The following is a 22,079-nucleotide window of genomic DNA, read 5'->3' as shown; positions in this document are numbered from 1 at the left end:
ACGGGCACACGGAGGCCTGGCAGTTGGCCGAACGCCAGAGTGCGCAGATCGGGCGGTTGCTCGACAAGGGGACGCTGACCAGCGAGCTGCTGGTGCTGCGGCACGAGTGAGAATCCGTTACGCCGACTCGCGGAAGGCGGCGGTGATCTCGGCGACCCTCGGGTCGACCCGTAGCTCCTCCAGCGTCTCCGGGAGCGGGAGCCGCCAGTTCGGGTACTCGTCGATCGTGCCCGGCAGATTGGGCTGCCGAGGTTCGGCCAACACGTCGTAGGGCGAAATCAACTTCAGGCGGCTCGGCGTCGCCGCCAGCAACCGGTGCATCGCGGTGATGATCGCCGCCTCGTCCGGATCCGGACCGGTCAGCAGCCCCTCGGACCGCAGCAGCTCCAGCCACTCCGCCCGCTCCTTGTCGGCCACCGACTGCTCGCCCGCCACGTCGTCGAGCAGCCCGAGGTCGGCGCGGGCGCGCACATGCTCGGCACGCAGGAAGCCCGCGGCCGTGGGCAGGTCGTGGGTGGACAGGCTGGCGGCGGCCCGCGACGGCCATTGCGCCGGCCTCAGCAGCGGTTCCCCCGGGGCGGACTCGTCGCGGGTGAACCAGGACACCGCGCACCCCAGCATCCCGTTGTCGGCCAGCGCCTCCGTCACCTCCGGTTCGACGGTGCCGAGGTCCTCCCCGACGACGGTGGCGCCGGCCCGGTGCGCCTCGAGCGCGAGGACGGCGAGCATGACGTCGGCGTCATAGTGCACGTAGGTGCCGCGATCCGGGCCGTCGCCCGGCGGAATCCACCACAACCGCCACAGGCCGGCGACATGGTCGATCCGCAGACCGTCGGCGTAGGTCACGACGGCGCGCAGCATGTCGCGCAGGGCGGCGTAGCCGGTGGCGGCCAGGCGGTCGGGGCGCCACGGCGGCAGCCCCCAGTCCTGCCCGCGGGGAGTGAAGTTGTCGGGCGGCGCCCCGACACTCACCCCGGTGGCGAGCACATCGGCAAGCGCCCATGCGTCCGCGCCCTCGGCGTCGACTCCGACGGGAAGGTCGTGCAACACCCCCAGGGTCATTCCGGCACTTCGCGCGGTGTCGCGCACGGCGAGCAGCTGCTCGCCGCAGCGCTGCTGCACCCAGGCGTGGAACACCACCCGGGGCGCCAGCTCCCGCCGTGCCGCCGCGACGGCCGGCCCGGCGACGTCACGCAGCGGCTCCGGCCAGCGGCTCCACCGGCCACCGTGCCGCTCGGCCAGCGCGCAGTACGTGGCCCAGTCGCGCAGGCCGGTGCCGGCGGCCGATTCGTCCAGCGGACTGGGCCGGCCCTCGGCGCGCCAGAGCAGTTCCAGCGCCGACCGCTTGGCCGCCCACACGAGGTCGTGGTCGATCCGTTCGGTCGTTGCGGACACCCGCAGCGCATCCACCTCGGCGCGGGTGTCCGGGTCGGCCCGGCGGTAGGCGTCCAGGTCCTCCACGCGCAGCGCCAGCGGGTTGGCGAACCGCCGGCTGGAGGGGGTGTAGGGCGACGGCTGCACCGGATGCGTCGGCCCGGGGGCGCTGAGCGGGTTGAGCAGCACCGCGCCGGCACCGTGCTCGGCGACGGTCCAGTTCATGAACTCCCGCAGGTCGCCCAGGTCACCGATACCCCAGGAGCGGGCCGACCGGAGGGCGTAGAGCTGCAGCATCCAGCCCCAGGTGGCCGAGGCGGCGGGCACCTGGGGTGGTGCCGCGACCAGGGTGGCCTCCTGCCCGTCGCGCAGCTGCAGCCGATACCAGCCCGGTGTGAGGTCGCCGGGCAGCTCGTCGCGCAGCTCGGTGCGGTCGCCGTCCTCGCTCACCAAGACGGCCGCTCCGGGCAGCGGCCGGGGCCGCCCGTCCAGGCGCGCGGAAACCGTCGGTGGCAGGGCGCCGGCGCGGTCGCGCTCGGCCAGCTTGGCCAACTCGCGGCGACGGTCGGCCTCGCTGCCGGCGTCGACGTCGAGCAGGCCGAGCACCCGGATCACGACGTCGGCGTCGACCTCGACGGGTTCGCGCCGCTCGTTGCGGTAGGAAGTGGCCACCCCGTGGGCCGCGGCCAACCGACGCAGGTCATCGGGAACCGGCTTCGGATTCGCCATCAGCGCGCCGGCCCGGGTGTGGAGCCGACGGGGGAGATGGGACGAAGATGACGAGGAAGCACATCGCTTATATACCCAAGCCGGGGCTTCTCACACAGGCCACCGAAACCCGTTAAGCTGCAGCCGCTTTCGCCTAGTACCCGGTGGCCTGGAAGATGACCCGCCGAGCAATCTGAACCGCGTGGTCGGCGAATCTCTCGTAGAAGCGCCCCAACAGGGTGACGTCCACCGCGGCGGCGACACCGTGCGGCCATCCGGGATCCATCAGCACCGCCAGCAATTGGTGGTGCAGTTCGTCCATCGCGTCGTCGTCGCGACGAATCTGTGCCGCTCGACGAGGGTCTTGGGCCAGCAACACTTCTCGGGCGCCCCCCGCCAACTGCTCGGCCACCGCCCCCATCTCGGCGACGTGTCGGCGCACGTCCTCCGGCACGGCATTGCGGGGATGGCGCATGCGGGCGATCTCGGCCACGTGCACGGCCAGCGCGCCCATCCGCTGGGCGTCCGCGGCGATCCGAATGCCACTGACCACGGCACGCAAATCGGTGGCCACCGGTGCCTGCAATGCCAGCAGGGCGAACGCGGTCTCCTCGACGCGAGCATTGACATCGACGAGGTCTCCTTGGCCCGCGATGACCCGTTCCGCCAGCACCAGGTCGACTGTCAGCAGCGCCTGGGTGGCCTGTCCGATCGAGTCCCCGGCCATCGCGCACATCGCCCCGAGTTGTTCGGTGAGCGAGTCCAACCGGTGGTGAAATGCGCTTCTCATGCAATAGAAGTAGGCCGGAACGCGCGAAATAAACGTCGCAGCGTGCATTGTCGCCGATTGCCGAAAAGCGGCCGGCGAAAGCCGTTCGCCCTCTACGCCTTTCGATCTGACCGGCGGCTACCTGACATCGTCGGCCAGCTCGCGCGCCTCCCGCTCGCTTTCCACCGCGGGGCCGGACCCGGGCAGCGGCTTCCTGGCGACCTCGGGCGTGAAGAGCAGCGTGACGGCGCCCACCAGTCCGCCGAAGATCAGCATGTAGGCGGGTGCCATGACGTTGCCGGTGCCCGACACCAGCGCCTGGGCGATCAGCGGCGTCGTGCCGCCCACCGCCGATATCGAGATGTTGTACGAGATGGCCAGCGACCCGTAGCGCACGTTGGTGGGGAAGAGAGCGGGCAGCATCGCGGGTGCCGTGCTGTCGAAGCACAGCTCCATCAGCCCGATCAGCAGCACCCCGATGAAGATCACCGGGTAGATGGCGCCGAAGCGGATGAGCAGAAACGCCGGAATGGAACCCACCACCAGCAGCGCGCAGCCCGTCCACATGATCGGTTTGACGCCGATGCGGTCGGACAACGCGGCGACGAGCACCACGGTGACCATCAGGATCGCCAACGTCACCACGATCATCACCAGCCCGGCGGTGTGGCCGACGCGCACGAACAGCTTGAGGTACGTCGGCAGGTAGCCGGTCAACATGAAGTCGGCGACCTGAGAGGTCAGCACCAGAGCCGCGCAGATCAATAGGCCCCGCCACTGATCCACGACGGTGCGCCGAAACTGTTGTTTCCGTCCGCCCGAGGGCTGCGCCCCCTCCGTCGCGTTCTGGTAGGCGGATGACTCCTTGAGCCGCAACCGCAGAAACAGCGCGAACAGGCCGAAGGGCGCGCCCAGCAGCAGGGGGATCCGCCAGCCGTAGGCCAGCATGGCGTCGTCGGGGAGCCAGGTCTGCAGCCCGGTCACCATCATTCCGGCGAGCACGAAGCCGACCAGATTGCCCATCGGCAAGAACCCGACCATCATGCCGCGTTTGTGGTCGGGGGCCTGCTCGACCAGATAGGTCATCGCGCCGACATACTCGCCGCCGGTCGATAAGCCCTGGAATATGCGGGCGATGACCAGCAGGATCGGCGCCCAGATCCCGATGGTGCTGTAGCCGGGCAGCAAACCGGTCACGGTGGTGCTCACCGTCATCATCAGAATGGTGACGACAAGGACCCGGTGTCGTCCGATGCGGTCGCCGAGCGGGCCGAAGATGAACCCGCCGAGCGGGCGCACCACGAACGCCGCGGCCAGCGTGCCGAACGTGGCGATCAGGTGGACGCCGCTGACGCTCTTACCGGGATAGAAAACCTGGGCGATGGTGGTGGCGATGTAGCCGTAGACGCCGAAGTCGTACCACTCCATGAAGTTGCCGATCGCGGTCCCCATGATGGTTTGGCGCATGGCCGGGTCGGCGACCCTGATGTCCTTGCGTGCCCATTTCCTCCGGCGGCCCCGTGCATTCATCGACGGATTGCGTACCCAGAAGTCTCGCGGGCCGAACAAATCACAACTCCCAACCGGCTCTGTCGTCTCCATCGACCGGTGGCCGATCGTAACGGCCACGGCAAGGTCGGCGGGAACTCACTGACCTTTCAGGCTGCCGATGCGAAGCGAGAAATCCTGGGGTGTCGACTGCTCCTGGGGCGTCGACTGCGTGGTGGCCTCAATTTCCTCGACGTAGCGTCGCGGGTCGCGGTCGACGATCGGTAATCCCTCGGTCGTGGGGTGTTCGGCCATGAAATCGCTGTATTGCCGACCGAGCGCTTCGCGGAGGCCGATGGGGGCGGCGCGACGGAAGTCGGACAACCCTTCGCGCTCCTCTTCGCCCATGTGCTCGTCGTTGGCCTCCCGGGTGCGGCCGACGGCCGCCCACCACTGCTCGGTGCCGGCCCGGGCCGCGTTGGCGTCGCGCACCCCGTCGCGAATGTCGTTGTGGTCCCCGATGGCGTCGAGCGTCTCGCCCTCGGCGTCGTCGGTGCCCCGCTTCAGCAATTGCGGGTAGAAGATCTTCTCTTCGATGTAGGCGTGCACGTCCAGCTTGTCGGCGAGGGGACGCCACACCCGCTCCAGCGCGCGTTCGTCAGTCGGTGTCTGCGCCTGCAGGTAATCCAGCTGAGCGAACTGTTCGCGGAACCACTCATGATCGGCGAGGATCAACATGGTGATGTCAGCCATCGCGCCGCCCCACCTCCCTCACCGCTACGGTTCGCGGCCATGGTGTCCCATAGCGGCGGGCCAGTCAACCGGCCGGGAATGCTCCAGAAGGGCTGCATACATCGTGCGGATACACTAGGGCACCAGTGTGTCGATCGCCCATGATCGCGCGCCGCAAAAATCCACCACAATCAGAGGTTGTTTTGTGCCTGAGAACCGCAGCGAGCCCGTGAGCCTAGAGCCGCATTTCGACGACGTTCAGGCGCACTACGACCTGTCCGACGAATTCTTCGCGCTCTTCCTGGACCCGACTCGCACCTACAGCTGCGCGTATTTCGAGCGCGAAGACATGACCCTGGAAGAGGCGCAGCTCGCGAAGGTCGACCTGTCGCTCGGCAAACTCGGGCTGCAAGCCGGCCAGACGCTGCTCGACATCGGCTGCGGCTGGGGCACCACCATCGTCCGGGCGCTCGAACAGTACGACGTCAACGTCGTCGGCCTGACCCTGAGCCGCAACCAGCAGGCACACGTGCAGCAGCGCCTGGACCAGCATCCCAGCCCGCGCAGCAAGCGGGCGCTGCTGCAGGGCTGGGAGCAGTTCGACGAAAAGGTGGACCGCATCGTGTCCATCGGCGCCTTCGAGCACTTCGGGCGCGACCGCTATCCCGACTTCTTCAAGATGGCCTACGAGGCGCTGCCCGACGACGGCGTGATGATGCTGCACACCATCATCCAGCCCAGCCAGGAAGAGTTCGAGGAGCGGGGCCTGCCCATCACCATGACCAAACTGCGGTTCATGAAATTCATCATGGACGAGATCTTCCCGGGCGGAGACCTGCCCGCCGCCAAGACCGTCGAAGAGCACGCGACCCGCGCCGGCTTCAGCCTCAAGCTCTACCAGCCGCTGCGCCTGCACTATGCGCGCACCCTCGACACCTGGTCGGCCGCGCTCGAGTCGCGCCGCGACGAGGCCATCGCGATCCAGTCCCAAGAGGTCTACGACCGGTACATGAAATACCTGACCGGTTGCGCCGACCTGTTCCGCGAGGGCTACACGGACGTCGCGCAGTTCACCCTGACCAAGGGCTGACGACCCCGGCTCCCATCCGGGAGGACATAACTGGCCCGGCGGGTCGGTTTATCGGCACCCCGCGCGGGGTAAATCCACGAGCAACAACCTGTTTCGGTGCGCGTCGACCATCGTCGGCGCAAAACCGCAGGGAAGGACTGATCGTGGGTGCCAAGCATCGAATGACCGCGACCCTGGAGCAAAGACCGCGGGCCGGCTCAACCGCGCGGCGCAGGCCGGGCGTCGCCACGATATGTGATGTCGTTTCCGCGTCTACGCTGTGCGCGGCGGCGTGTGCGGTCCTGGTGCTCAACGTCCCACACAGCGAAAAGCGAACGATCGAGGTGAGCCAGGAGCCGCCTGCGGCTGCGCAGCCCGTGCGGCAAGTGGGCACGGTGATCGCCGTGACGGCGGGCTCGGTCACCGCGCGCAGCGCCAACGGGTACACCCAGACCTATCTGGTCACCCCCAACACCACGCTCATCGGTCGCGGCGGCCAATCCGCTGCTGCCGCTACGCATTTCACGCTCAACGACAGTGTTGAGATCGTCGGAACCATTCAGAATGGCACCGTCCTGGCCACCGCGGTGGCCGATCGCAACGCCGGGCGCGGCGACGGGCCGCCGATGGATTACCTTGACGGTCAGATAGTTCCGGTCGGCCGCACCTGAATCCTTCCTGGCGCAAAGAATCTGCCGCTCGGCGCCTTCCACGAACAGCCCTGCCGGGCTAGTCTCTGTGCCATCCAGCCAGAGGAGGGCCCATGGGCGAGCAGGAAGTAAAGATGATCATCCTGTCCACCGACGACCTCGACGAGTCGATCCGGTTCTACAGCGAGACTTTGGGCATGCCGCTGAAATTCCGCGACGGCGCGCACTTCGCCGCCCTCGACGGCGGCCCGGTAACGCTCGCGCTGGCGACCTCCGTGGACCATCCCATACCCGGTCAGGTCGTCGTCGGCATCAAGACCGCTGACGTCGACGCCGCGGCCAAGGCGGTGGAGGCCAGCGGCGGCGGGATCGTCAAAACCCCATACGACGACGCGCACGAACGCCGCGCCGTGGTCTACGACAACAAGGGCAACGGTCTGGTGTTCTACAAACCGCTCGCCCGCTGACAACTACTTGCCGGTGCGCTCGCGGTGCTTGCACCCCGGCCAGCAGCATGGGCGGCGCTTGCCTTCTTCCAGCTCCTCCTGCGTCCGGCGGATGCGGCGCTGTCGGGTCGTTTCCTGCTTGGCGTCCTCGACCCAGCAGATGAACTCGTTGCGGGCCAGCGGCGTGATGTCCTTCCACGCGGCGAGGGCCGTGGCGTTGCCGATCAACGACTCGCGCAGGTCCGCCGGGAGCTTGTGCACCACCCCGCCGGGTATTCGCTGGCTGCTCATGGGGTTAGGCTAACCCGCCGTTCAGCCTCAAATGTGCGCTGTCGTCGTGTAATTCGTCGCGGCGCAGGCCCATGGGTGTGAGGTCTGGGACGTCCCCGCCGGCGACCACCGCGCGGGTGAGGGGCGTGAGCGCCCGAAACAGCGTCTCCACCTCGTCGTCGTCGAGCGCATTGAGCGCGGACAGCGAGAGCGCATCGGTGGAGCGTTCGATGTGGTCCTTCAGTTCCCGGCCGGCCGCGGTGAGCGAGCCGTCATCGTCCAGCAGTCCCCGTTCGGTCAGCCGCTGCTCGTGGTGCTGCCACGCGGCCTCGTCGTAGTCACGGGTCCGCGCGATGTACTCGCGCGGAACTCCGCCGGCCGCGGCATGCAACACGTTGGACTCCCGTCCCGAGATGCCGGCGGCCGCCAGCACAGCGACGTGCCCGTCGCCCCGGTGCTCGCGCAGCAGCGTCGTCGCGTGCCACAGCGCGGCCAGCGGATCTCCCGGCCATGGCAAGGCCAGGTTGGCGGCGAACAGCGGGCGCGCGTCCAGCGGGGCGTGCCGGGCCGCCTTGCCCGCCAATTCCGCTGCGGTACGGATGTTTTCGTCATCGCCCAGCCCGTAGCGGCGCAGCGCCGCGACGGCGGATTCCTGCCGGGCCCGCAACGCCGCGGCCGGGCCGGCGACCTCCCATGCCGCCGGCAGCGCCTTGGCGACGCGTTCGGGAGCGAAGTTGTAGAAGATCGCGGTGACCACCTGCCGGGGCACCGGGCCCAGCGGCGCCGATCGGGCGGCGAAGTAGCCCATCCAGAAGCCGCGGTAGCCCAGACCGTCCAGCGCCGCCCGTGCCTCCGGAGCGAAATACGTCACCGCATGTAGCGGTTCGAACCGGTCGAAGAAGCGCCGCGCCAGCGCCGGCTCTCTTTGCACGATCGCAGTTAACCACACTCGCCGCTTCGGGCGGCCCTGACGACGGCACGCCGGATCGCCTCGTACCCGGTGCAGCGGCAGAGATTGGAAGTTAGCAGCTCCCGCAGCCGCTCCGCGTCGTCGACGATGCCGGGGTCGGCGTCCAGCGCACCCGCCGCCAGCATCAGGAAACCCGGAGTGCAGAAACCGCACTGCAACGCGTGCTCGGCCGAAAACGCTTGCTGCAACGGGTGATCGGTGCCATCCGGTGCGGCGAGACCCTCCACCGTGCGGATCTCGCGCCCGCCGCACTGAACGGCGAACATCAGGCAGGAGCGCACAGCGTCGCCGTCGACCAACACCGTGCAGGCCCCGCAGACGCCGTGTTCGCAGCCGAGGTGGGTGCCGGTCAGCCCGCAGTCCTCGCGCAGGGCGTCGGCGAGCGTGCGACGCGGCGGCACGTCAATGACGTACTGGCGCCCGTTGACCGTCAACTCGATGTGCACGGCATCATCCTCGGGCTCGGGCCTGGACGAGGGCGCGGCGGGTGAGCACGCCCACCGCGTGCCGTTGGTATCCGATGTCCGCGTGCGGCTGGGGGATCGGCGCGGCGTCCTCCTCGGCGGCGGCGCGCGCGGCGGCGGCGATGGCGGAGTCGTCGAACGGACGCCCGATCAACGCGGCCTCGGCCGCGGCCGCGCGCAGCGGTCGGTCCGCCGCGTTGACCAGTCCCACCGAGGCGGATGCGACGCGGCCGTCCGCGACGGTCACGGCCACCGCCACCGCGAGTTCGGCGAAGCTGGCGTGGGTGCGCCGATGTTCGACGAAGCCGACGGCGGTGCCGTCCGGCAGCAGGGGCAGGCGCACCTCGGCGAGCAGTTCGTCGGGGCGCCGGACCGTGGTGAACGGGCCGGTGAAGAAATCCTCCGCGCGCACCGTGCGCCGCCCGCCCGAGCCGAGCAGGTCGACTTCGGCCCCCAGCGCCACCGCGATCGTCGGCCACTCCGCCGCCGGGTGGGCGTACGCGAGGCTGCCCAGCATCGTGCCCCTGGCGCGGATCGGAGGGTGGGCGATGTGGTGGGCGACGCGGCCCAACAGCTCACCCAGTGGCCCTGGCGCGCAACCGGATTCGAACGCACGGTGCCTGACCAGCGGGCCGACCCGCAGCACCGCGCCGTCGCGCGTCATGCGGTCGAAACCCGCGACGCCGTTGATGTCGACCAGCCGCCGGGGCCGGATGGCGCGGAAATTCATCTCCAGCACCAGGCTTTGCCCGCCGGCCAAAACGTGCGCATCGCCGTCGGCGAGCGCGGCCACGGCTTCGTCTACGCTGCGCGCGGCGACGTAGTCGAACGGCGCGGGTTTCATCGGGTGGCCCGCCAGCAGTTGTACGCGGTGAGCGGCATCTGCAGTCGGGAGGGGTCGTCGATTCCGAGCGCGTCGACGACGGCGTTGACGATTGCGGGGGGCGTTCCGATGCAGCCCGCCTCGCCGGCGCCCTTCGCGCCCAGCGGTGTGTTCGGGTTGGGCGTGCAGGTCTCCGCGAACCGCAGCGGCGGCAGCTCCGAGATGGTCGGGATCAGGTAGTCGAGCAGGCTGACCGTGGCCGGGCGACCGTCCGGGTCGTAGCGCACTTCCTCGCACATGGCCTGCCCGAGCCCCTGCACCGTCGAGCCGTAACCCTGCCCGTCGACGATCAACGGATTCACCACGACGCCGTAGTCGTCCACGGCGACGACCTTCAGCACGGCGATCTCCCAAAGCTCGGTGTCGACCTCGACCACGGCGATGTACGCGCCGAACGGAAACCCTTCCGGCGGCGCGAATATCTCGTCGGCGCGCAATTGTCCCTCCGCGGCCAGGTCGGCCAGACTCATCGCGTGGCCGCCGGCGTGCACCTCGCCCTTGCGGTATTCCACGTCGGCGGCCGGGACGGCGCGGATTTCCGCCATGCGCTGCCGGGCGGTCTCGATCAACTTGCCGGCCGCCCGGTGCAACGCGGCGCCGCCCGTCTGCATCGACCGGCTGGCGAATGAGCCGATGCCCTGGGGGATCACGGCGGTGTCCCCCTCGACCAGCCGCACCCGCTCCGCGTCCACGTCGAGCACCGCGGCGACCACCTGCGGGAAGGAGGTTTCATGGCCCTGGCCCGTCGAGCAGCAGCCGGACAGCGCCACAAACGTGCCGTCCGGGCAAGCTTCGACCGCGCCGAATTCGTCACCCGCCCCGGAACGTTCGACGTAAGTGCACAGCCCGATGCCGATCGGCGGCTCACCGGCGGCGCGGCGGCGGGCCTGCTCGGCGCGCCACCCGTGGTAGTCGACCTCGCGCACGGCCAGGTCCAGGGCGGCGGCGTAGTCACCGCTGTCGTAGGTGTACCCGGTCGGGGCGGCATACGGAAACGCCTCGGGGGCAATGAAATTGCACCGCCGCAGCTCGACCGGATCCATGCCGAGCCGCCGGGCCAGCAACTCGACCGTCCGCTCGATCGCCGACGCCGCCTCGGGGCGGCCGGCGCCGCGGTACGGGCTGGTGGGCGCGGTGTTGGTGACCACGGCGCGGGCCCGCACGTGCACGTGCGGAATCGCGTAGGCGCCGGTGGCCATCAGCGCCGTCGCCGTCGGTACGAACGAGCCGGTGTGCGGGTAGCCGCCCACGTCGGCGTCGACGTGCAGCTCGTAGGCGAGGATGCGCCCTTCGGCGCTGGCCGCCATGCGGACCCGCTGGTTCTGCCCCCGCCCGTGCGGCGCACCCGTCAGCGACTCGGCACGGTCCTCCAGCCAGCGCACCGGCCGGCCCAGCCGCCGGGCCGCCGCGACCACCGCCAGGTACTCGGGCCACGTCTCACTTTTGCCGCCGAACGCGCCGCCGACGTCCGGCACGATGACACGGACCTGCTCCGGCCGCAGCCCGAACCCGGCGGCCAGGTCGCGGCGCAGACGGTGCGGCGTCTGATGCGAAACCCAAACCGTCAGCCCGCCGCCCGGCTCCGGGCGCACCACAATCGCCCGTGGCTCCATGAACATGTGCGAGACCAGTTGTTGGCGATAACCGGCGGTCACCACCACGGCCGCGTTCCGCCAAACAGACTCGTCGATGCGATCGCCAAACTCCTTGTCGGTGGCGGCATTTCCCTTGCCCGGGAACAACTGCACGTCGCTGGCGGCCGCCTCGGTCGGGTCGAGCAGGACGGGCAGCGGCGCGATGTCGACACGCACCGCGTCTCGGGCGTCCTCGGCCAGATACCGATCGTCGGCGACGACGATCGCCACCGGCTCCCCGACGTAGCGCACCCGCTCGGTGGCCAGCGCCGGCCATGGCCGGCCCTCCACGGACCCCGGGTCCAGCATCGGGGGGGTGTCGGGCAGGAACGGAAGGTCGGTGTGCGACCACGCGGCGGCCACCCCCGGCAACGACCGGGCCGTCACCACGTCCACCGCGCGCAGCTCCCCGTGGGCGACGCCGCTGCGCACGAAGGCGGCATCCAGGCATCCGGGGAGGCGCAGGTCACCGACGTAGCCACCCGCTCCGCGCACCAGCCGCGAATCCTCACGGCGTTGCAGCCGCGCACCAATCATCCGGCCCATTTACCCATGTACCGGGCGTGACAAACGAATCACCCCGGGGCTCAAAGCCTCAGCAGGCGCTCGGCGTTGCGGTGGGCGATCTTCTCTCGATCGGCCTGGCTGATCGGCATCCGATCGAGAAACTCCCGGCACGCCTTGATGTTTCCATAGGGATAGTCGGCGGTGAAGACGACGCGGTCGATCCCGATGACGTTGACCATCGCCAGGTAGGCGTTGAACGACAGGCTCCAACTGGGATCCATCGCGCCGGGCCGCTGGCTGAAGAAGTCGCCGGCGAGGATGCCGCCGTAGAAGTTCTCCCGCAGGTACTCCTTCACGGTGCGCTTGAGGCCCGTCTCGGCCGGCGGAAATGAATAGTCGGTCCGCCATCCCATCCAGCTCAGCGCCTCGAAGTGGTGACCCACAATGACCTGCAACTGGGGGAACCGGTCGAACACGCCGCCGAGGATCAGTCGTAGGCAATGCAACCCGGTGTCGATGTGCCAGCCGACCCCGGCGGCCGCCAACCGTGCCGTTATTTTCCGATCGAAGCCGGCGTAGTAGGCGTCGATGACCGGCAGGGGCGGCAGGGTGGGATGCAAAAAGATTGGCACGCCGAGTGATTCGGCGGATTCGAAGACCGGCCAGAAGAAGGTGTCGTCGAGGTAGCGGCCGTTGACGTGACCGTTGATCAGGGCGCCCACGAAGCCGTGGTCGCGGACGGTGCGTTCGAGCTCGGCGGCGGCCGCCGCCGGGTCGCGCATCGGCAGGGTGGCGAAACCGCGGAACCGATCCGGGTGCCTGGCGATCGCGGCCGCCACCTCCTCGTTGGCCCGCCGCGCCAACTCGGCCGCCACCGCTGGTTCCAGCGTCTCGGGGCCCGGGACGGAGTGCGAGAGGATCTGCACGTCGATGCCCGCGGCGTCCATCGCGGCGAGCCGGCCTTCGCCCAGGTCGTTGATTCCCGGCGGCCACTCCCCGTCCGCTCCGGGGGAGCCGTAGCCCGCGTGCATCAGCAGTTCGGTCGCCGGATCCAGCCCCTGGTTGTGGTGCTCTTCGGCTATGGCCGCAAACCTGTAGTGCTCCTCGATACCGATGACCTTCATCCGTCTCCTCCCATCCATGGACACCCACGAGACCGGGGCGCTCGGCGTTCACCGGGTACCCGGCGCGGGCGGCCCCCGCATAGTCTCGAATCCGTGACCATCCCGTACGACGATGCGCTGTGTGAGCGGATTCGGGGCCACCTGGCGGACCATGAGCGTCGCGAGGTGACCGACCCGACAAAGCGGCACGCGGCGGTCGCCGTGGTGCTGGTCGACTCGGCCCTGGGCGAGGACCGGGTCGACCCGGCGCCCGTGGACGAGTGGAACGGTGACCGTCCCTTGCCCGGGGCCGGCCTCGACGGCCGGATGGTCGATGTTTCCGGGGGCGCGGCATTCCTGTTGTGCCGCAGGGCATCCCGCCTCACCTCGCACGCTGCGCAGTGGGCGCTGCCCGGCGGGCGGCTCGACCCGGGAGAGACCGCCGTCGACGCGGCATTGCGGGAACTGCACGAGGAAGTCGGCATCAGCCTGCCCGAGTCGGCCGTGCTGGGGCTCCTGGACGACTACCCCACCCGGTCCGGGTACGTGATCACCCCGGTGGTGATCTGGGGCGGCGGCCGGCTCGATCCCCGGCCGGCGCCCGACGAGGTGGTGGCGGTGTACCGGGTGGGTCTACACCAGTTGCAACGCGACGATTCTCCGCGGTTCATCACGATCCCGGAGAGCCCCCGCCCGGTGGTGCAGATTCCGCTGGGAAACGACCTGATTCACGCCCCGACCGGCGCCGTGCTGCTGCAGCTGCGGTGGTGGTGTCTGGAAGGCCGTCACGACCCGGTGGGCGGGCTCGAACAACCGGTCTTCGCCTGGCGGTAGCGGTCGGTGGACGACCCCCGGGCAAGCGTGCCGGCTCACCGACGGCGGGTTCTCGTCTTCCTCGCCGGCGCCGACAGGCGGCGGTCGACGGCGGACAGCGCGCGCTCGGCCCACCGAATGTTCTCCTCCTCGAACGCGATTCCGCGCAGCAGCGTCAAGTAGGGACCGATTCGCTGGGCATGGGCCAGGAAGTCCTCCTCGTCGCAGCCGTCGAGCATGCGCGCGCGCAACCGTTCGTAGCGTTGCAGTTTGGCCGTCGCCCATTGCAGTCGTTCGACGATGGACTCACGCACCGCCCGCGTGTCGCCGGCGTCTGCGGCTTGGACCTTGATGAGCAGTTCATCGCGGATCACCGACGGCTTGGGCGGCCGCGCGGTGAACTCCTGGATCGCCTCGCGGCCGGCACCGGTCAGCGAGAACAGGCGCTTGTTGGGCCGCCGCTCCTGGTGCACCACCCGCGCCGCGATGAGACCTTGCTCGGCGAGCCGGTCGAGCTCGCGGTACAGCTGCTGCGGCGTGGCCATCCAGAAGTTCGCGACCGAGGCGTCGAATTCTTTGGCCAGGTCGTATCCGGATGACTCCCCCTCGAGGAGGGCCGCCAATACCGCATCCCGCAGCGACATCGACACAGGCTACAACGCGATGAGTAATCAACAAAGTGATTAATCGCACTATGGACATGCCGGGGCCTTCGGCATAGCGTCAACGGCACTCCTGAAACGAATTCACTAGGCGAGGTGTCGGATGCATCCGTTCCGCAAGGCGGTCGAAGAACGCGACGAGAAGGGCATCCAGGCCCTGCTTGCCGACGACGTGGTGTTCACCAGCCCGGTGGCGTTCAAGCCGTACGTCGGCAAGCCGATCACCGCCGCGATCCTGCGCGGCGTCATGCGTGTCTTCGAGGACTTCCGCTACGTCCGTGAGATCCACGACGGGGGCGGTCGCGACCATGCGTTCGTGTTCGAGACCGGGATCGCCGGAGCGCCGGGGGTCAAGATCACCGGTTGCGACTTCCTGCACTTCAACGACGACGGCCTCATCGACGATTTCGTGGTGATGGTGCGACCGCTATCCGGCGCGAAGGCGCTGTCGGAGGCGATGGGCGCCCAGTTCGACCGAATCCAGCAGGAGGCGCTCGAGCTGGCCGACGAGTTCACCACCGCGTAGGAGTAGCGAGCATGCGAATCGGATTGGGCATCAACTACGCGGGCGGTTTCAAGGACGTGGCGGCCGAAGTGGCCGACCTCGAGCGCGCCGGACTCGACATTGTCTTTGTCCCCGAGGCGTATTCGTTCGACGCGGTGAGCGCGCTGGGCTACCTGGCCGCCAGCACCGACCGGGTCGGGCTGGCCTCGGGGATCCTGCAGCTCTACACCAGAACGCCGACGCTGACCGCGATGACCGCGGCCGGCCTGGACTACGTCTCCGACGGTCGGTTCACGCTGGGCCTGGGAGCTTCGGGCCCACAGGTCATCGAGGGCTTCCACGGTGTCCCGTACGACGCGCCGATCGCCCGGACCCGCGAGGTGATCGACATCTGCCGCCAGGTGTGGCGGCGCGAGACGCTCACACACCAGGGCAGGTACTACACGATCCCGCTGCCCGCCGGGCAGGGCACTGGGCTTGGCAAGCCGCTCAAGCTGATCAATAAGCCCGTGCGGGAACGTATTCCGATCCTGGTGGCGGCGCTGGGACCCAAGAACGTCGAGCTGGCGGCCGAGATCGCCGAGGGCTGGCAGCCGATCTTCTACCTGCCCGAGAAGGCGTCGCAGGTGTGGGGAGAGGCGCTGGCCGCCGGCCGGGCCAAGCGCGACCCCAGTCTGGGTGACCTAGACATCTACGCCGGACCGGTGCTGGCCATCGGCGAAAACGTGGAACCGCTAAGGGAATTCGTCAAACCCCACCTCGCCCTCTACATCGGCGGAATGGGCGCCAAGGGCAAGAACTTCTACCACGCCCTGGCGACCAAGTACGGCTACGGCCCGCAGGCCGATCGGATTCAAGAGCTCTACCTCGCCGGGGACAAGGACGGCGCCGCCAAGGTCGTCCCCGACGAACTCGTGCGGGACGTGAACCTCATCGGCAGCCGCGAATTCGTCAAGGACCGCGTGGCCGCGTTCCGGGAGGCCGGGGTTACCACGCTCAATGTCTCGCCCATCGCGTCCACAACCGCCGAGCGGATCAAGCTGATCGAGACGCTGCGCGAACTCGTCTGACCGTCGGGCCTCGTCAGCCCTGGCGGTGGGCGCCTCGGCGGAGTCGAACCGCTCGAGTCACGGCCGTCAGCAGCGCCAGCGCCGCCATCACGGCGAGGATGGCCGTCGAAACAGTCGACCCGACCGTCGTCAGAATCAGCGGCAGGCCGAAACCGATGTACGTCACCACGTAGAACGCGCCAACGAGCGCGCCGCGCAAGCGTTTTGGCGCCGCGGCCTCCAGGTCGATCAAGCCCTCGCGCAGACACAGACCGGAGGCGCTGCCCAGCACCAGGAACAGTGGCAGACCGAGCGCCGGCGACATGGCCGGCGGGGCCAGCGCGGTGACCGCGTAGCCGAGCGCGGCGAGCACCGCACCGGCGGTGCCGGCCTGCGGCCCCCACCGGCGCGCGCGGGCGAGCACTTGGATAAGCCCGCTGACCCCGTTGACCAGCAGCGTGGCCAGGCCGGCGGCCATCGGAGCCGCGAGCCCGGTGTGCACGCGGCTGGGGATCGCGATGAATCCGAGTGTCGCCGAAGCGAATACCCACGGCGCCAGCGGCATCGCCCAACTCAACGCCCGCGCCGCACCCCGCCCGCCGCCGCTCGACGGCTCCCAAACCTGGGTGGTTTCCGGCTCCGTGGTCCCCCCTCGCCCCGCGACGACGATCGCGACGGCCATCGCGGCCACTCCGACGGCGGCCGCGATCCCGAACGACAGCCGGACGCCGACCGGACCCGCGCCGGCGATCAACGCTCCCGCGAACGGGCCGATCGCGAAGCCGGCCATCAACGCCGCGCCCGCGGCGGCCGCGCCGGCGGGGCCTTTCAGGTCCGAGGCCCACGCGGTGCAGGAACTCATGGCCAGCCCGACCCCGAGCCCGACTACCAGGCGTCCCAGCAGCAGAACGTCGTACTGCTGCGAATAGAACATGGCCACCGTCCCCGCCACGGCGGTAGCCGTCCCCGCCAGTGCCACCGACCGACGCCCGAAGGCATCCGAGGCGCGTCCGCCGACAATCAGACCGGGCAGCAAGCCCAGCGCGTAGATGCCGAAGATCGCATCCAGGGTGGCCGAGCTGAGGTGCTGCCGAACGCTGAGCAAGGGCATCAACGCGACGAAGTGGTTGGCCACCCAGCCGATGGACAGCAACAACACCAGGACGGCGGCGAACGCGCTCCGGACCGGAGCCGGGCCGTCACCCATGTCCAGCGTGGCCAAAGCCGACGGCGGAGTTGACCCGTTGGACCCGGACACCGGACGTTCCTCCCCTCGGGTCCCGGCGCGGTGGGGACCGACGAAACCTAAACGACGACGCGGACGTGGCAGTTATTCCCGTTCGGCAGCGAGATGCACGCTGCGCAAACGGCTGATTCACCGGCGCAATCGCACGGCGGGGTTTCAAATCGGTCGATTTGGTGTACTGATACCACTACTCGGCTCCAGGAAGGCAAACGATGAAGCAAATTGCGGCCGCCACGTTCGCGATCGCCGCCGTGCTGCTGTCCAGCGCGTGTTCGGCCTCACAGGTCATCAACACCGGCGGCGACACCAAGTGCAAGGACTTCACCTCTCAGGACGAGAAGAAGCAGAACGACGAGGTCAGCAAGATGCTGAAGGACAAGAACGGCACGGACCCCGCCAACGCTGAGATCTCGGCCACCCGACTGTCGGCGCTGACGTACTGCCAGACGTTGGGCAAGCCGGACACCAAGATCTCCGACGCGCCCCACGGCTGACGGTCACTGCGGCGGTGAGCCGCACCTTCGGAACGCGCGCCGCACTGGCGCGATGGGGAAGCGCAGGTGGCGCCGGCGAAACTAGTGTTTGTCGGCGGCGTCTGCGTCGGCCGCCGCACTCACGAGTTCTCGGCGTCCCGCGTGTGCCTCGGCCCGCATCCGCTCCACCATGTGCGGGTAGTGCAGCTCGAAAGCCGGTCGCTCCGAACGGATCCGGGGCAGTTCGGTGAAGTTGTGCCGCGGCGGCGGGCAACTGGTCGCCCACTCCAGCGAGTTGCCGTGGCCCCAGGGGTCGTCCACCAGGACCGGTTCGCCGTAGCGCCAGCTCTTGAACACGTTCCACACGAACGGCAGAACCGAGACGGCAAGGATGAACGCCCCGATGGTGGAGACGAAGTTGAGCGTCGCGAACCCGTCGGTGGGCAGGTAGTCGGCGTAGCGGCGCGGCATACCCGAAGTGCCCAGCCAATGCTGGACCAGGAACGTGGTGTGGAAGCCGATGAAGGTCAACCAGAATTGCAGCTTGCCCAGCCGCTCGTCGAGCAGCCGGCCCGTCATCTTGGGGAACCAGAAGTAGATGCCGGCGTACGTGGCGAACACGATGGTGCCGAAGAGTGTGTAATGAAAGTGCGCCACAACGAAGTAGGTGTCACTGATGTGGAAGTCCAGCGGCGGGCTGGCCAGCATCACCCCCGTCAGGCCGCCCAGCAGGAAGGTCACCAGGAAGCCCACGGAGAACAGCATCGGGGTCTCAAAGGTGAGTTGCCCCTTCCACATCGTGCCGATCCAGTTGAAGAACTTGATGCCGGTGGGGACGGCGATCAGGAACGTCATGAATGAGAAGAAGGGCAGCAGAACGGCTCCGGTGGCGTACATGTGGTGGGCCCATACCGCGACCGACAATGCCGCGATGGCCAGCGTCGCGTAAACCAGTGTCGTGTAACCGAACAGCGGCTTGCGCGAGAAGACCGGGATGATCTCGGAGATGATGCCGAAGAACGGCAGCGCGATGACGTACACCTCGGGGTGCCCGAAGAACCAGAACAAATGCTGAAACAGGATGACCCCGCCGTTGGACGCGTCGTAGATGTGCGCGCCGATGCGGCGGTCGGCCTCCAATCCGAACAGTGCGGCGGTCAGGAGCGGGAAGACCACCAGGACAAGAACACTGGTCACCAGAATGTTCCAAGTGAAGATGGGCATCCGGAACATCGTCATGCCCGGGGCCCGCAGGCACACCACGGTGGTGATCATGTTGACCGCGCCCAGAATGGTGCCCAGACCCCCGACACCCACCCCCAGAATCCACAAGTCGCCGCCCACGCCGGGGCTGTGCACGGCATCGGAGAGCGGCGTGTAGGCGGTCCAGCCGAAATCGGCCGCACCGCCGGGAACGATGAAGCCGCCCAACGCGATCAGCGCTCCGCAGATGAAGAGCCAGAACGACAGCGCGTTCAGCCGTGGGAATGCGACGTCGGGCGCGCCGATCTGCAAGGGCAGCACGAGGTTGGCGAATCCGAAAACGATGGGAGTCGCGTAGAACAGCAACATCGCCGTGCCGTGCATGGTGAACAGCTGGTTGTACTGCTCGTTGGAGAGGAATTGCAGCCCGGGCCGTGCCAGCTCGAGGCGCAAGAGCAGTGCCATCAGGCCGCCGATGAAGAAGAAGATGAAACAGGCGACCATGTACATGATGCCGATCATCTTGTGGTCGGTGGTGCTGATGATTTTGTAGATCAGGTTGCCCTTGGGGCCCGTTCGCGCGGGAAACGGCCGGCGGGCTTCCAGGCCGCTGACCGGCGGTGCTTCAGCCGTCATCGATTACCTCCACGGGGCCCAGCGATCAAGCCGCCCAAGTATTTCGAGGCAGCGGCGAGCCGACCTAGGGTCAAACGTCCCTAAATTCGCGCGGATTTCGTGCGACGCGGCGCGGGAAGGGGAGCCTTTCCAAGGTCTGCGGCACCGTCGCGACCCGAAGGGGGGTGTTGTCCGCCGACCGATGAGCGGCGAACATCAATCGGCGCGCCAATCCGACACGCTCTGCAGCGAATTGGGCAGCTCGTCCTGCCGGACGGCCTGAGCGAGCAGTTCACCCAGCAGCGGACCGAATTTCATCAGGTTGGCGCCGACGAACGCGACGACGCGGCCGCGGCGCGCCACGGTCCAGCCGTCGCCGCCCGAGTCGAGCCACGGCGCGCGGATCGTCACGCAGTCCACGCGGCCCACCGGGTAAAGCGCCGGGAACAGCGCGCGCACCGTCGCAGGGTCCGGCACCTCCTGCCCGAAAGCCCACCGGCCGGTCCTGCCCAGCGGCAGACCGTAACCCTCGGGCGCCGACAGGCACGCCGAGCCGGTCGCATCGGCGCCCTCGTAGGAGAACCGAGTGTGCGGGACGAAGTGCATGCCGAGCGGGCCGAAGAGTTCCGCCGTCCGCACCCCGGCGCAGATCAGCACCCGCTCGGCCCGCAGCACCGTCCCGTCGGCGAGGATCACCTTGCCGTCGTCGGCGACCGACACGACGTCTCCGCGCCGGATTTCGACCCGCCGCGCCAACGCGGACAGTGCGCGGCGGACACGCAGGCTGCCGCCGAGCGGATCGAGCACACCGGCCTCCCACGGCGGGGCTGCGAATGGGATCCGCGTGGCGATCTCGGCGGCGTCCGCCCAGCGGAACTTCGCGCCGGCCTCAGTCATCGCGACCGCGATCTCGTCGCAGGAGCCGGCGGCGATGAACCCCTCCGGGCCCAGCAGCCGGCCCGCGCCGAGCTCGGCTTCCCAGCGCTGCCAACCGGTGCGGGCTTGCAAGGCGAGGCGGCACAGCTCGGGGCGCCGGTGGGCGGTCCGGAAGATGCGGGCAAGTCCCGTGGACTGCTCGCCGAACGGCCGGCCGCGCTCCAGCACGAGCGCCCGCTCGCCACGCCGCGCCAGCTCGTAGGCGGCGGCCAGCCCGCAGACCCCCGCGCCGACGATGACGATCACGCGATCGGCATACCCACGCGGCTAGAAGAAGAACCCGGCGTGGGGCGCGTCCGGCACCGCGAACAGCCGGTCGGCCACCGCAATTGCCGACGGGTCGTCGGCACGGGCCAAACCGGCGATGGCGAGGTCGCGCCAGCTCGTGCCGCCGAGCAGGACGCCGGCCAGCCCCTCGACGTCGACCTCCAGCTGCGCCCGCCGTTCGGTCGGTTCGGCGCCGCCGCTGGTCACGCTGAAACAACGCGAATTGTCCGGCACCATGGGGTCTTTCACCGCGATGTTGACGGCACCGTCGCCGCTGTAGTGGCGTGCCGCCAGCGCCCGCGGCGCATCGAGGACCCGCAGCCACGTCTCGTCGTGCACCGCGGTGACCCGCGCTGCCCGCCGGTCGGTCAGTAGCCAGGGCAGCGGGTCGTCGAGCGGCAGCATCCAAAACACCACGCGGTCAATGAGGTCCAGGCCGAGCAGGAACCGCAGCAGTCCGAGGTAGGCCTGCGGGGTGGGCGCGAAGAAGTCCTCGACGGCGATGGTGCGCTGGTCGCTGACGAACCACCGCTCGGTGTCGATGGGACGGTAGCGGGCGAACCCCGATTCGGCTCCCGGCGCACCGTGCACCGCGACGTACGAGGGCTGTGGTGACGACTCGGTGCGCAGCCGCAGGCTTTGCCACCAGACGTCCGGCCGGTCGATGGTCCCCGGACGCGACGGGCGATGCTCGGCATAGATGCGGGGCAACAGCTCCCATGCTTGCGCGGCGTCGATCAACCGAACCGGACCGCCGCCCCCGACGTCGCGCCGCAGCGCCGCCCGTGCGGTGTGCACCTCGACGGTCTGCGACGTACTGGCGACACCGTATCCGTACCGGCCATAGATCGTCGCCTCCGACGCCCGCAGCGACGCGACCACTTCACCGCGGGCCGCGAAGTCCCCCAACTGATGACGGATCAGCTCCGTGGCGATCCCCCGCCGGGTGAATGACGGCAGCACCCCGATATGCGTGACGGCGGCGTGCCCCACCAGCGCGCCGCCCGGGAGCGTCATCCGACTCGTCACCGCGTCCGCGGTGCCGACCAGTTGACCGTCGGCGAAAGCGCCGACGGTGCGGCCGGGTTCGAGCAGCCCGGCGATGCGGCCGGGTGGCAGGTCCGGCAGCGGCGGGAAGCCGATCATGGCGACGCGAAACACGTTGGCGGCCGCCAGAAGCTCGTCCTCGCTGTCGAGGACCCGGATCTCGGTGGTCATCCGGCCATCATGTCGCGTGCGCGCC

At 69.0% G+C, this 22,079-nt stretch carries 22 protein-coding genes; 7 read left to right on the top strand and 15 right to left on the bottom strand.

Annotation, left to right across the window (positions count from 1 at the left end; all coding sequences use genetic code 11):
- Positions 1 to 117: 117 nt before the first annotated feature.
- The 4 genes from malQ to A5709_RS25765 all read right to left on the bottom strand — a co-directional run bounded on the left by malQ (position 118) and on the right by A5709_RS25765 (position 5,092).
- Positions 118 to 2,103 (bottom strand): 4-alpha-glucanotransferase, encoded by a 1,986-nt coding sequence (gene malQ, locus A5709_RS25780; protein ID WP_068123504.1) that lies wholly within the window; start codon positions 2,101 to 2,103, stop codon positions 118 to 120.
- A 133-nt stretch (positions 2,104 to 2,236) separates the two neighbouring features.
- Positions 2,237 to 2,872, bottom strand: coding sequence for a phosphate signaling complex protein PhoU (gene phoU / locus A5709_RS25775; RefSeq protein WP_067946522.1), 636 nt, complete (start codon positions 2,870 to 2,872; stop codon positions 2,237 to 2,239).
- A gap of 117 nt (positions 2,873 to 2,989) precedes the next feature.
- Positions 2,990 to 4,318, bottom strand: a complete 1,329-nt coding sequence (locus tag A5709_RS25770) for an MFS transporter (RefSeq protein ID WP_068123512.1) — start codon at positions 4,316 to 4,318, stop codon at positions 2,990 to 2,992.
- Between the two features lie 180 nt (positions 4,319 to 4,498).
- A complete protein-coding gene (locus A5709_RS25765) occupies positions 4,499 to 5,092 on the bottom strand; it encodes a hemerythrin domain-containing protein (RefSeq protein WP_068123500.1) in 594 nt (197 codons plus the stop codon).
- 184 nt (positions 5,093 to 5,276) lie between these two features.
- Between A5709_RS25765 and A5709_RS25760 the strand changes: the two genes are divergently transcribed.
- The 3 genes from A5709_RS25760 to A5709_RS25750 all read left to right on the top strand — a co-directional run bounded on the left by A5709_RS25760 (position 5,277) and on the right by A5709_RS25750 (position 7,257).
- Positions 5,277 to 6,161: a cyclopropane mycolic acid synthase family methyltransferase gene (locus A5709_RS25760; protein ID WP_068012111.1), complete on the top strand. Its 885-nt coding sequence runs from the start codon at positions 5,277 to 5,279 to the stop codon at positions 6,159 to 6,161.
- A gap of 143 nt (positions 6,162 to 6,304) precedes the next feature.
- Positions 6,305 to 6,811, top strand: coding sequence for a hypothetical protein (locus tag A5709_RS25755; protein WP_068012112.1), 507 nt, complete (start codon positions 6,305 to 6,307; stop codon positions 6,809 to 6,811).
- Between the two features lie 92 nt (positions 6,812 to 6,903).
- Positions 6,904 to 7,257 carry a VOC family protein gene (locus tag A5709_RS25750; protein ID WP_068123497.1) on the top strand — a complete coding sequence of 118 codons (354 nt, stop codon included), beginning with the start codon at positions 6,904 to 6,906 and terminating at the stop codon, positions 7,255 to 7,257.
- A 3-nt stretch (positions 7,258 to 7,260) separates the two neighbouring features.
- Here the strand turns inward: A5709_RS25750 and A5709_RS25745 are convergent, their stop codons facing one another.
- Genes A5709_RS25745 through A5709_RS25720 form a run of 6 tightly spaced genes read right to left on the bottom strand, consistent with a single transcriptional unit; the run spans position 7,261 to position 13,088 of the window.
- Positions 7,261 to 7,527, bottom strand: a complete 267-nt coding sequence (locus A5709_RS25745) for a YdeI/OmpD-associated family protein (RefSeq protein ID WP_067946512.1) — start codon at positions 7,525 to 7,527, stop codon at positions 7,261 to 7,263.
- Positions 7,528 to 7,531: 4 nt separating this feature from the next.
- On the bottom strand, positions 7,532 to 8,437 hold the full coding sequence (locus tag A5709_RS25740) for a hypothetical protein (protein WP_068123495.1): 906 nt from the start codon (positions 8,435 to 8,437) through the stop codon (positions 7,532 to 7,534).
- A gap of 8 nt (positions 8,438 to 8,445) precedes the next feature.
- Positions 8,446 to 8,922 (bottom strand): (2Fe-2S)-binding protein, encoded by a 477-nt coding sequence (locus A5709_RS25735; protein ID WP_067946508.1) that lies wholly within the window; start codon positions 8,920 to 8,922, stop codon positions 8,446 to 8,448.
- Between the two features lie 4 nt (positions 8,923 to 8,926).
- Positions 8,927 to 9,784 carry a xanthine dehydrogenase family protein subunit M gene (locus tag A5709_RS25730; RefSeq protein WP_067946505.1) on the bottom strand — a complete coding sequence of 286 codons (858 nt, stop codon included), beginning with the start codon at positions 9,782 to 9,784 and terminating at the stop codon, positions 8,927 to 8,929.
- Positions 9,781 to 12,003, bottom strand: coding sequence for a xanthine dehydrogenase family protein molybdopterin-binding subunit (locus tag A5709_RS25725; protein ID WP_197520236.1), 2,223 nt, complete (start codon positions 12,001 to 12,003; stop codon positions 9,781 to 9,783). The genes A5709_RS25730 and A5709_RS25725 overlap by 4 nt, the downstream gene beginning before the upstream one ends.
- 41 nt (positions 12,004 to 12,044) lie before the next feature.
- Positions 12,045 to 13,088, bottom strand: coding sequence for an amidohydrolase family protein (locus A5709_RS25720; RefSeq protein WP_068123492.1), 1,044 nt, complete (start codon positions 13,086 to 13,088; stop codon positions 12,045 to 12,047).
- 93 nt (positions 13,089 to 13,181) lie between these two features.
- On the opposite strand from A5709_RS25720, the gene A5709_RS25715 reads away from it, so the two are divergent.
- Positions 13,182 to 13,901, top strand: coding sequence for a CoA pyrophosphatase (locus tag A5709_RS25715; RefSeq protein ID WP_068123490.1), 720 nt, complete (start codon positions 13,182 to 13,184; stop codon positions 13,899 to 13,901).
- Between the two features lie 35 nt (positions 13,902 to 13,936).
- Here A5709_RS25715 and A5709_RS25710 read toward each other — a convergent pair whose 3' ends face one another.
- Positions 13,937 to 14,524 (bottom strand): PadR family transcriptional regulator, encoded by a 588-nt coding sequence (locus A5709_RS25710; RefSeq protein WP_068123507.1) that lies wholly within the window; start codon positions 14,522 to 14,524, stop codon positions 13,937 to 13,939.
- Between the two features lie 121 nt (positions 14,525 to 14,645).
- Between A5709_RS25710 and A5709_RS25705 the strand changes: the two genes are divergently transcribed.
- Both A5709_RS25705 and A5709_RS25700 read left to right on the top strand, forming a co-directional pair.
- Entirely contained in the window at positions 14,646 to 15,068 is a 423-nt protein-coding gene (locus tag A5709_RS25705; protein WP_068012120.1) for a nuclear transport factor 2 family protein, read from the top strand.
- An 11-nt stretch (positions 15,069 to 15,079) separates the two neighbouring features.
- Positions 15,080 to 16,117 (top strand): LLM class F420-dependent oxidoreductase, encoded by a 1,038-nt coding sequence (locus tag A5709_RS25700; protein ID WP_067946497.1) that lies wholly within the window; start codon positions 15,080 to 15,082, stop codon positions 16,115 to 16,117.
- 13 nt (positions 16,118 to 16,130) lie between these two features.
- On the opposite strand, the gene A5709_RS25695 is transcribed toward A5709_RS25700, so the two are convergent.
- Positions 16,131 to 17,303 carry an MFS transporter gene (locus A5709_RS25695; protein ID WP_068123485.1) on the bottom strand — a complete coding sequence of 391 codons (1,173 nt, stop codon included), beginning with the start codon at positions 17,301 to 17,303 and terminating at the stop codon, positions 16,131 to 16,133.
- Positions 17,304 to 17,554: 251 nt separating this feature from the next.
- Here A5709_RS25695 and A5709_RS25690 point away from each other — a divergent pair, with 251 nt between their 5' ends.
- Positions 17,555 to 17,836, top strand: a complete 282-nt coding sequence (locus A5709_RS25690; RefSeq protein WP_067946495.1) for a hypothetical protein — start codon at positions 17,555 to 17,557, stop codon at positions 17,834 to 17,836.
- 81 nt (positions 17,837 to 17,917) lie between these two features.
- Here the strand turns inward: A5709_RS25690 and ctaD are convergent, their stop codons facing one another.
- The 3 genes from ctaD to A5709_RS25675 form a co-directional block, all read right to left on the bottom strand.
- Positions 17,918 to 19,654, bottom strand: coding sequence for a cytochrome c oxidase subunit I (ctaD, locus tag A5709_RS25685; RefSeq protein ID WP_067946493.1), 1,737 nt, complete (start codon positions 19,652 to 19,654; stop codon positions 17,918 to 17,920).
- A 195-nt stretch (positions 19,655 to 19,849) separates the two neighbouring features.
- Entirely contained in the window at positions 19,850 to 20,815 is a 966-nt protein-coding gene (locus A5709_RS25680) for an FAD-binding oxidoreductase (RefSeq protein WP_068123482.1), read from the bottom strand.
- Between the two features lie 21 nt (positions 20,816 to 20,836).
- Complete coding sequence (locus A5709_RS25675; protein WP_068123479.1) at positions 20,837 to 22,054, bottom strand: GNAT family N-acetyltransferase; 1,218 nt, start codon at positions 22,052 to 22,054, stop codon at positions 20,837 to 20,839.
- Positions 22,055 to 22,079 lie beyond the last annotated feature (25 nt).

Origin of the sequence: Mycobacterium sp. E1386 (genome assembly GCF_001672745.1) — a bacterium.
GTDB lineage: Bacteria > Actinomycetota > Actinomycetes > Mycobacteriales > Mycobacteriaceae > Mycobacterium.
The sequence above is the reverse complement of the archived record's forward strand: the minus strand, read 5'-3'. Positions and strand labels throughout refer to the sequence as shown.

Coding starts and splice junctions, on each gene's coding strand:
- malQ (WP_068123504.1), bottom strand. CDS start 2,103: ATGGCGAATCCGAAGCCGGTTCCCGATGACCTGCGTCGGTTGGCCGCG.
- phoU (WP_067946522.1), bottom strand. CDS start 2,872: ATGAGAAGCGCATTTCACCACCGGTTGGACTCGCTCACCGAACAACTC.
- A5709_RS25770 (WP_068123512.1), bottom strand. CDS start 4,318: ATGCGCCAAACCATCATGGGGACCGCGATCGGCAACTTCATGGAGTGG.
- A5709_RS25765 (WP_068123500.1), bottom strand. CDS start 5,092: ATGGCTGACATCACCATGTTGATCCTCGCCGATCATGAGTGGTTCCGC.
- A5709_RS25750 (WP_068123497.1), top strand. CDS start 6,904: ATGGGCGAGCAGGAAGTAAAGATGATCATCCTGTCCACCGACGACCTC.
- A5709_RS25745 (WP_067946512.1), bottom strand. CDS start 7,527: ATGAGCAGCCAGCGAATACCCGGCGGGGTGGTGCACAAGCTCCCGGCG.
- A5709_RS25730 (WP_067946505.1), bottom strand. CDS start 9,784: ATGAAACCCGCGCCGTTCGACTACGTCGCCGCGCGCAGCGTAGACGAA.
- A5709_RS25725 (WP_197520236.1), bottom strand. CDS start 12,003: ATGGGCCGGATGATTGGTGCGCGGCTGCAACGCCGTGAGGATTCGCGG.
- A5709_RS25720 (WP_068123492.1), bottom strand. CDS start 13,088: ATGAAGGTCATCGGTATCGAGGAGCACTACAGGTTTGCGGCCATAGCC.
- A5709_RS25710 (WP_068123507.1), bottom strand. CDS start 14,524: ATGTCGCTGCGGGATGCGGTATTGGCGGCCCTCCTCGAGGGGGAGTCA.
- A5709_RS25705 (WP_068012120.1), top strand. CDS start 14,646: ATGCATCCGTTCCGCAAGGCGGTCGAAGAACGCGACGAGAAGGGCATC.
- A5709_RS25700 (WP_067946497.1), top strand. CDS start 15,080: ATGCGAATCGGATTGGGCATCAACTACGCGGGCGGTTTCAAGGACGTG.
- A5709_RS25695 (WP_068123485.1), bottom strand. CDS start 17,303: ATGGGTGACGGCCCGGCTCCGGTCCGGAGCGCGTTCGCCGCCGTCCTG.
- A5709_RS25690 (WP_067946495.1), top strand. CDS start 17,555: ATGAAGCAAATTGCGGCCGCCACGTTCGCGATCGCCGCCGTGCTGCTG.
- ctaD (WP_067946493.1), bottom strand. CDS start 19,654: ATGACGGCTGAAGCACCGCCGGTCAGCGGCCTGGAAGCCCGCCGGCCG.
- A5709_RS25675 (WP_068123479.1), bottom strand. CDS start 22,054: ATGACCACCGAGATCCGGGTCCTCGACAGCGAGGACGAGCTTCTGGCG.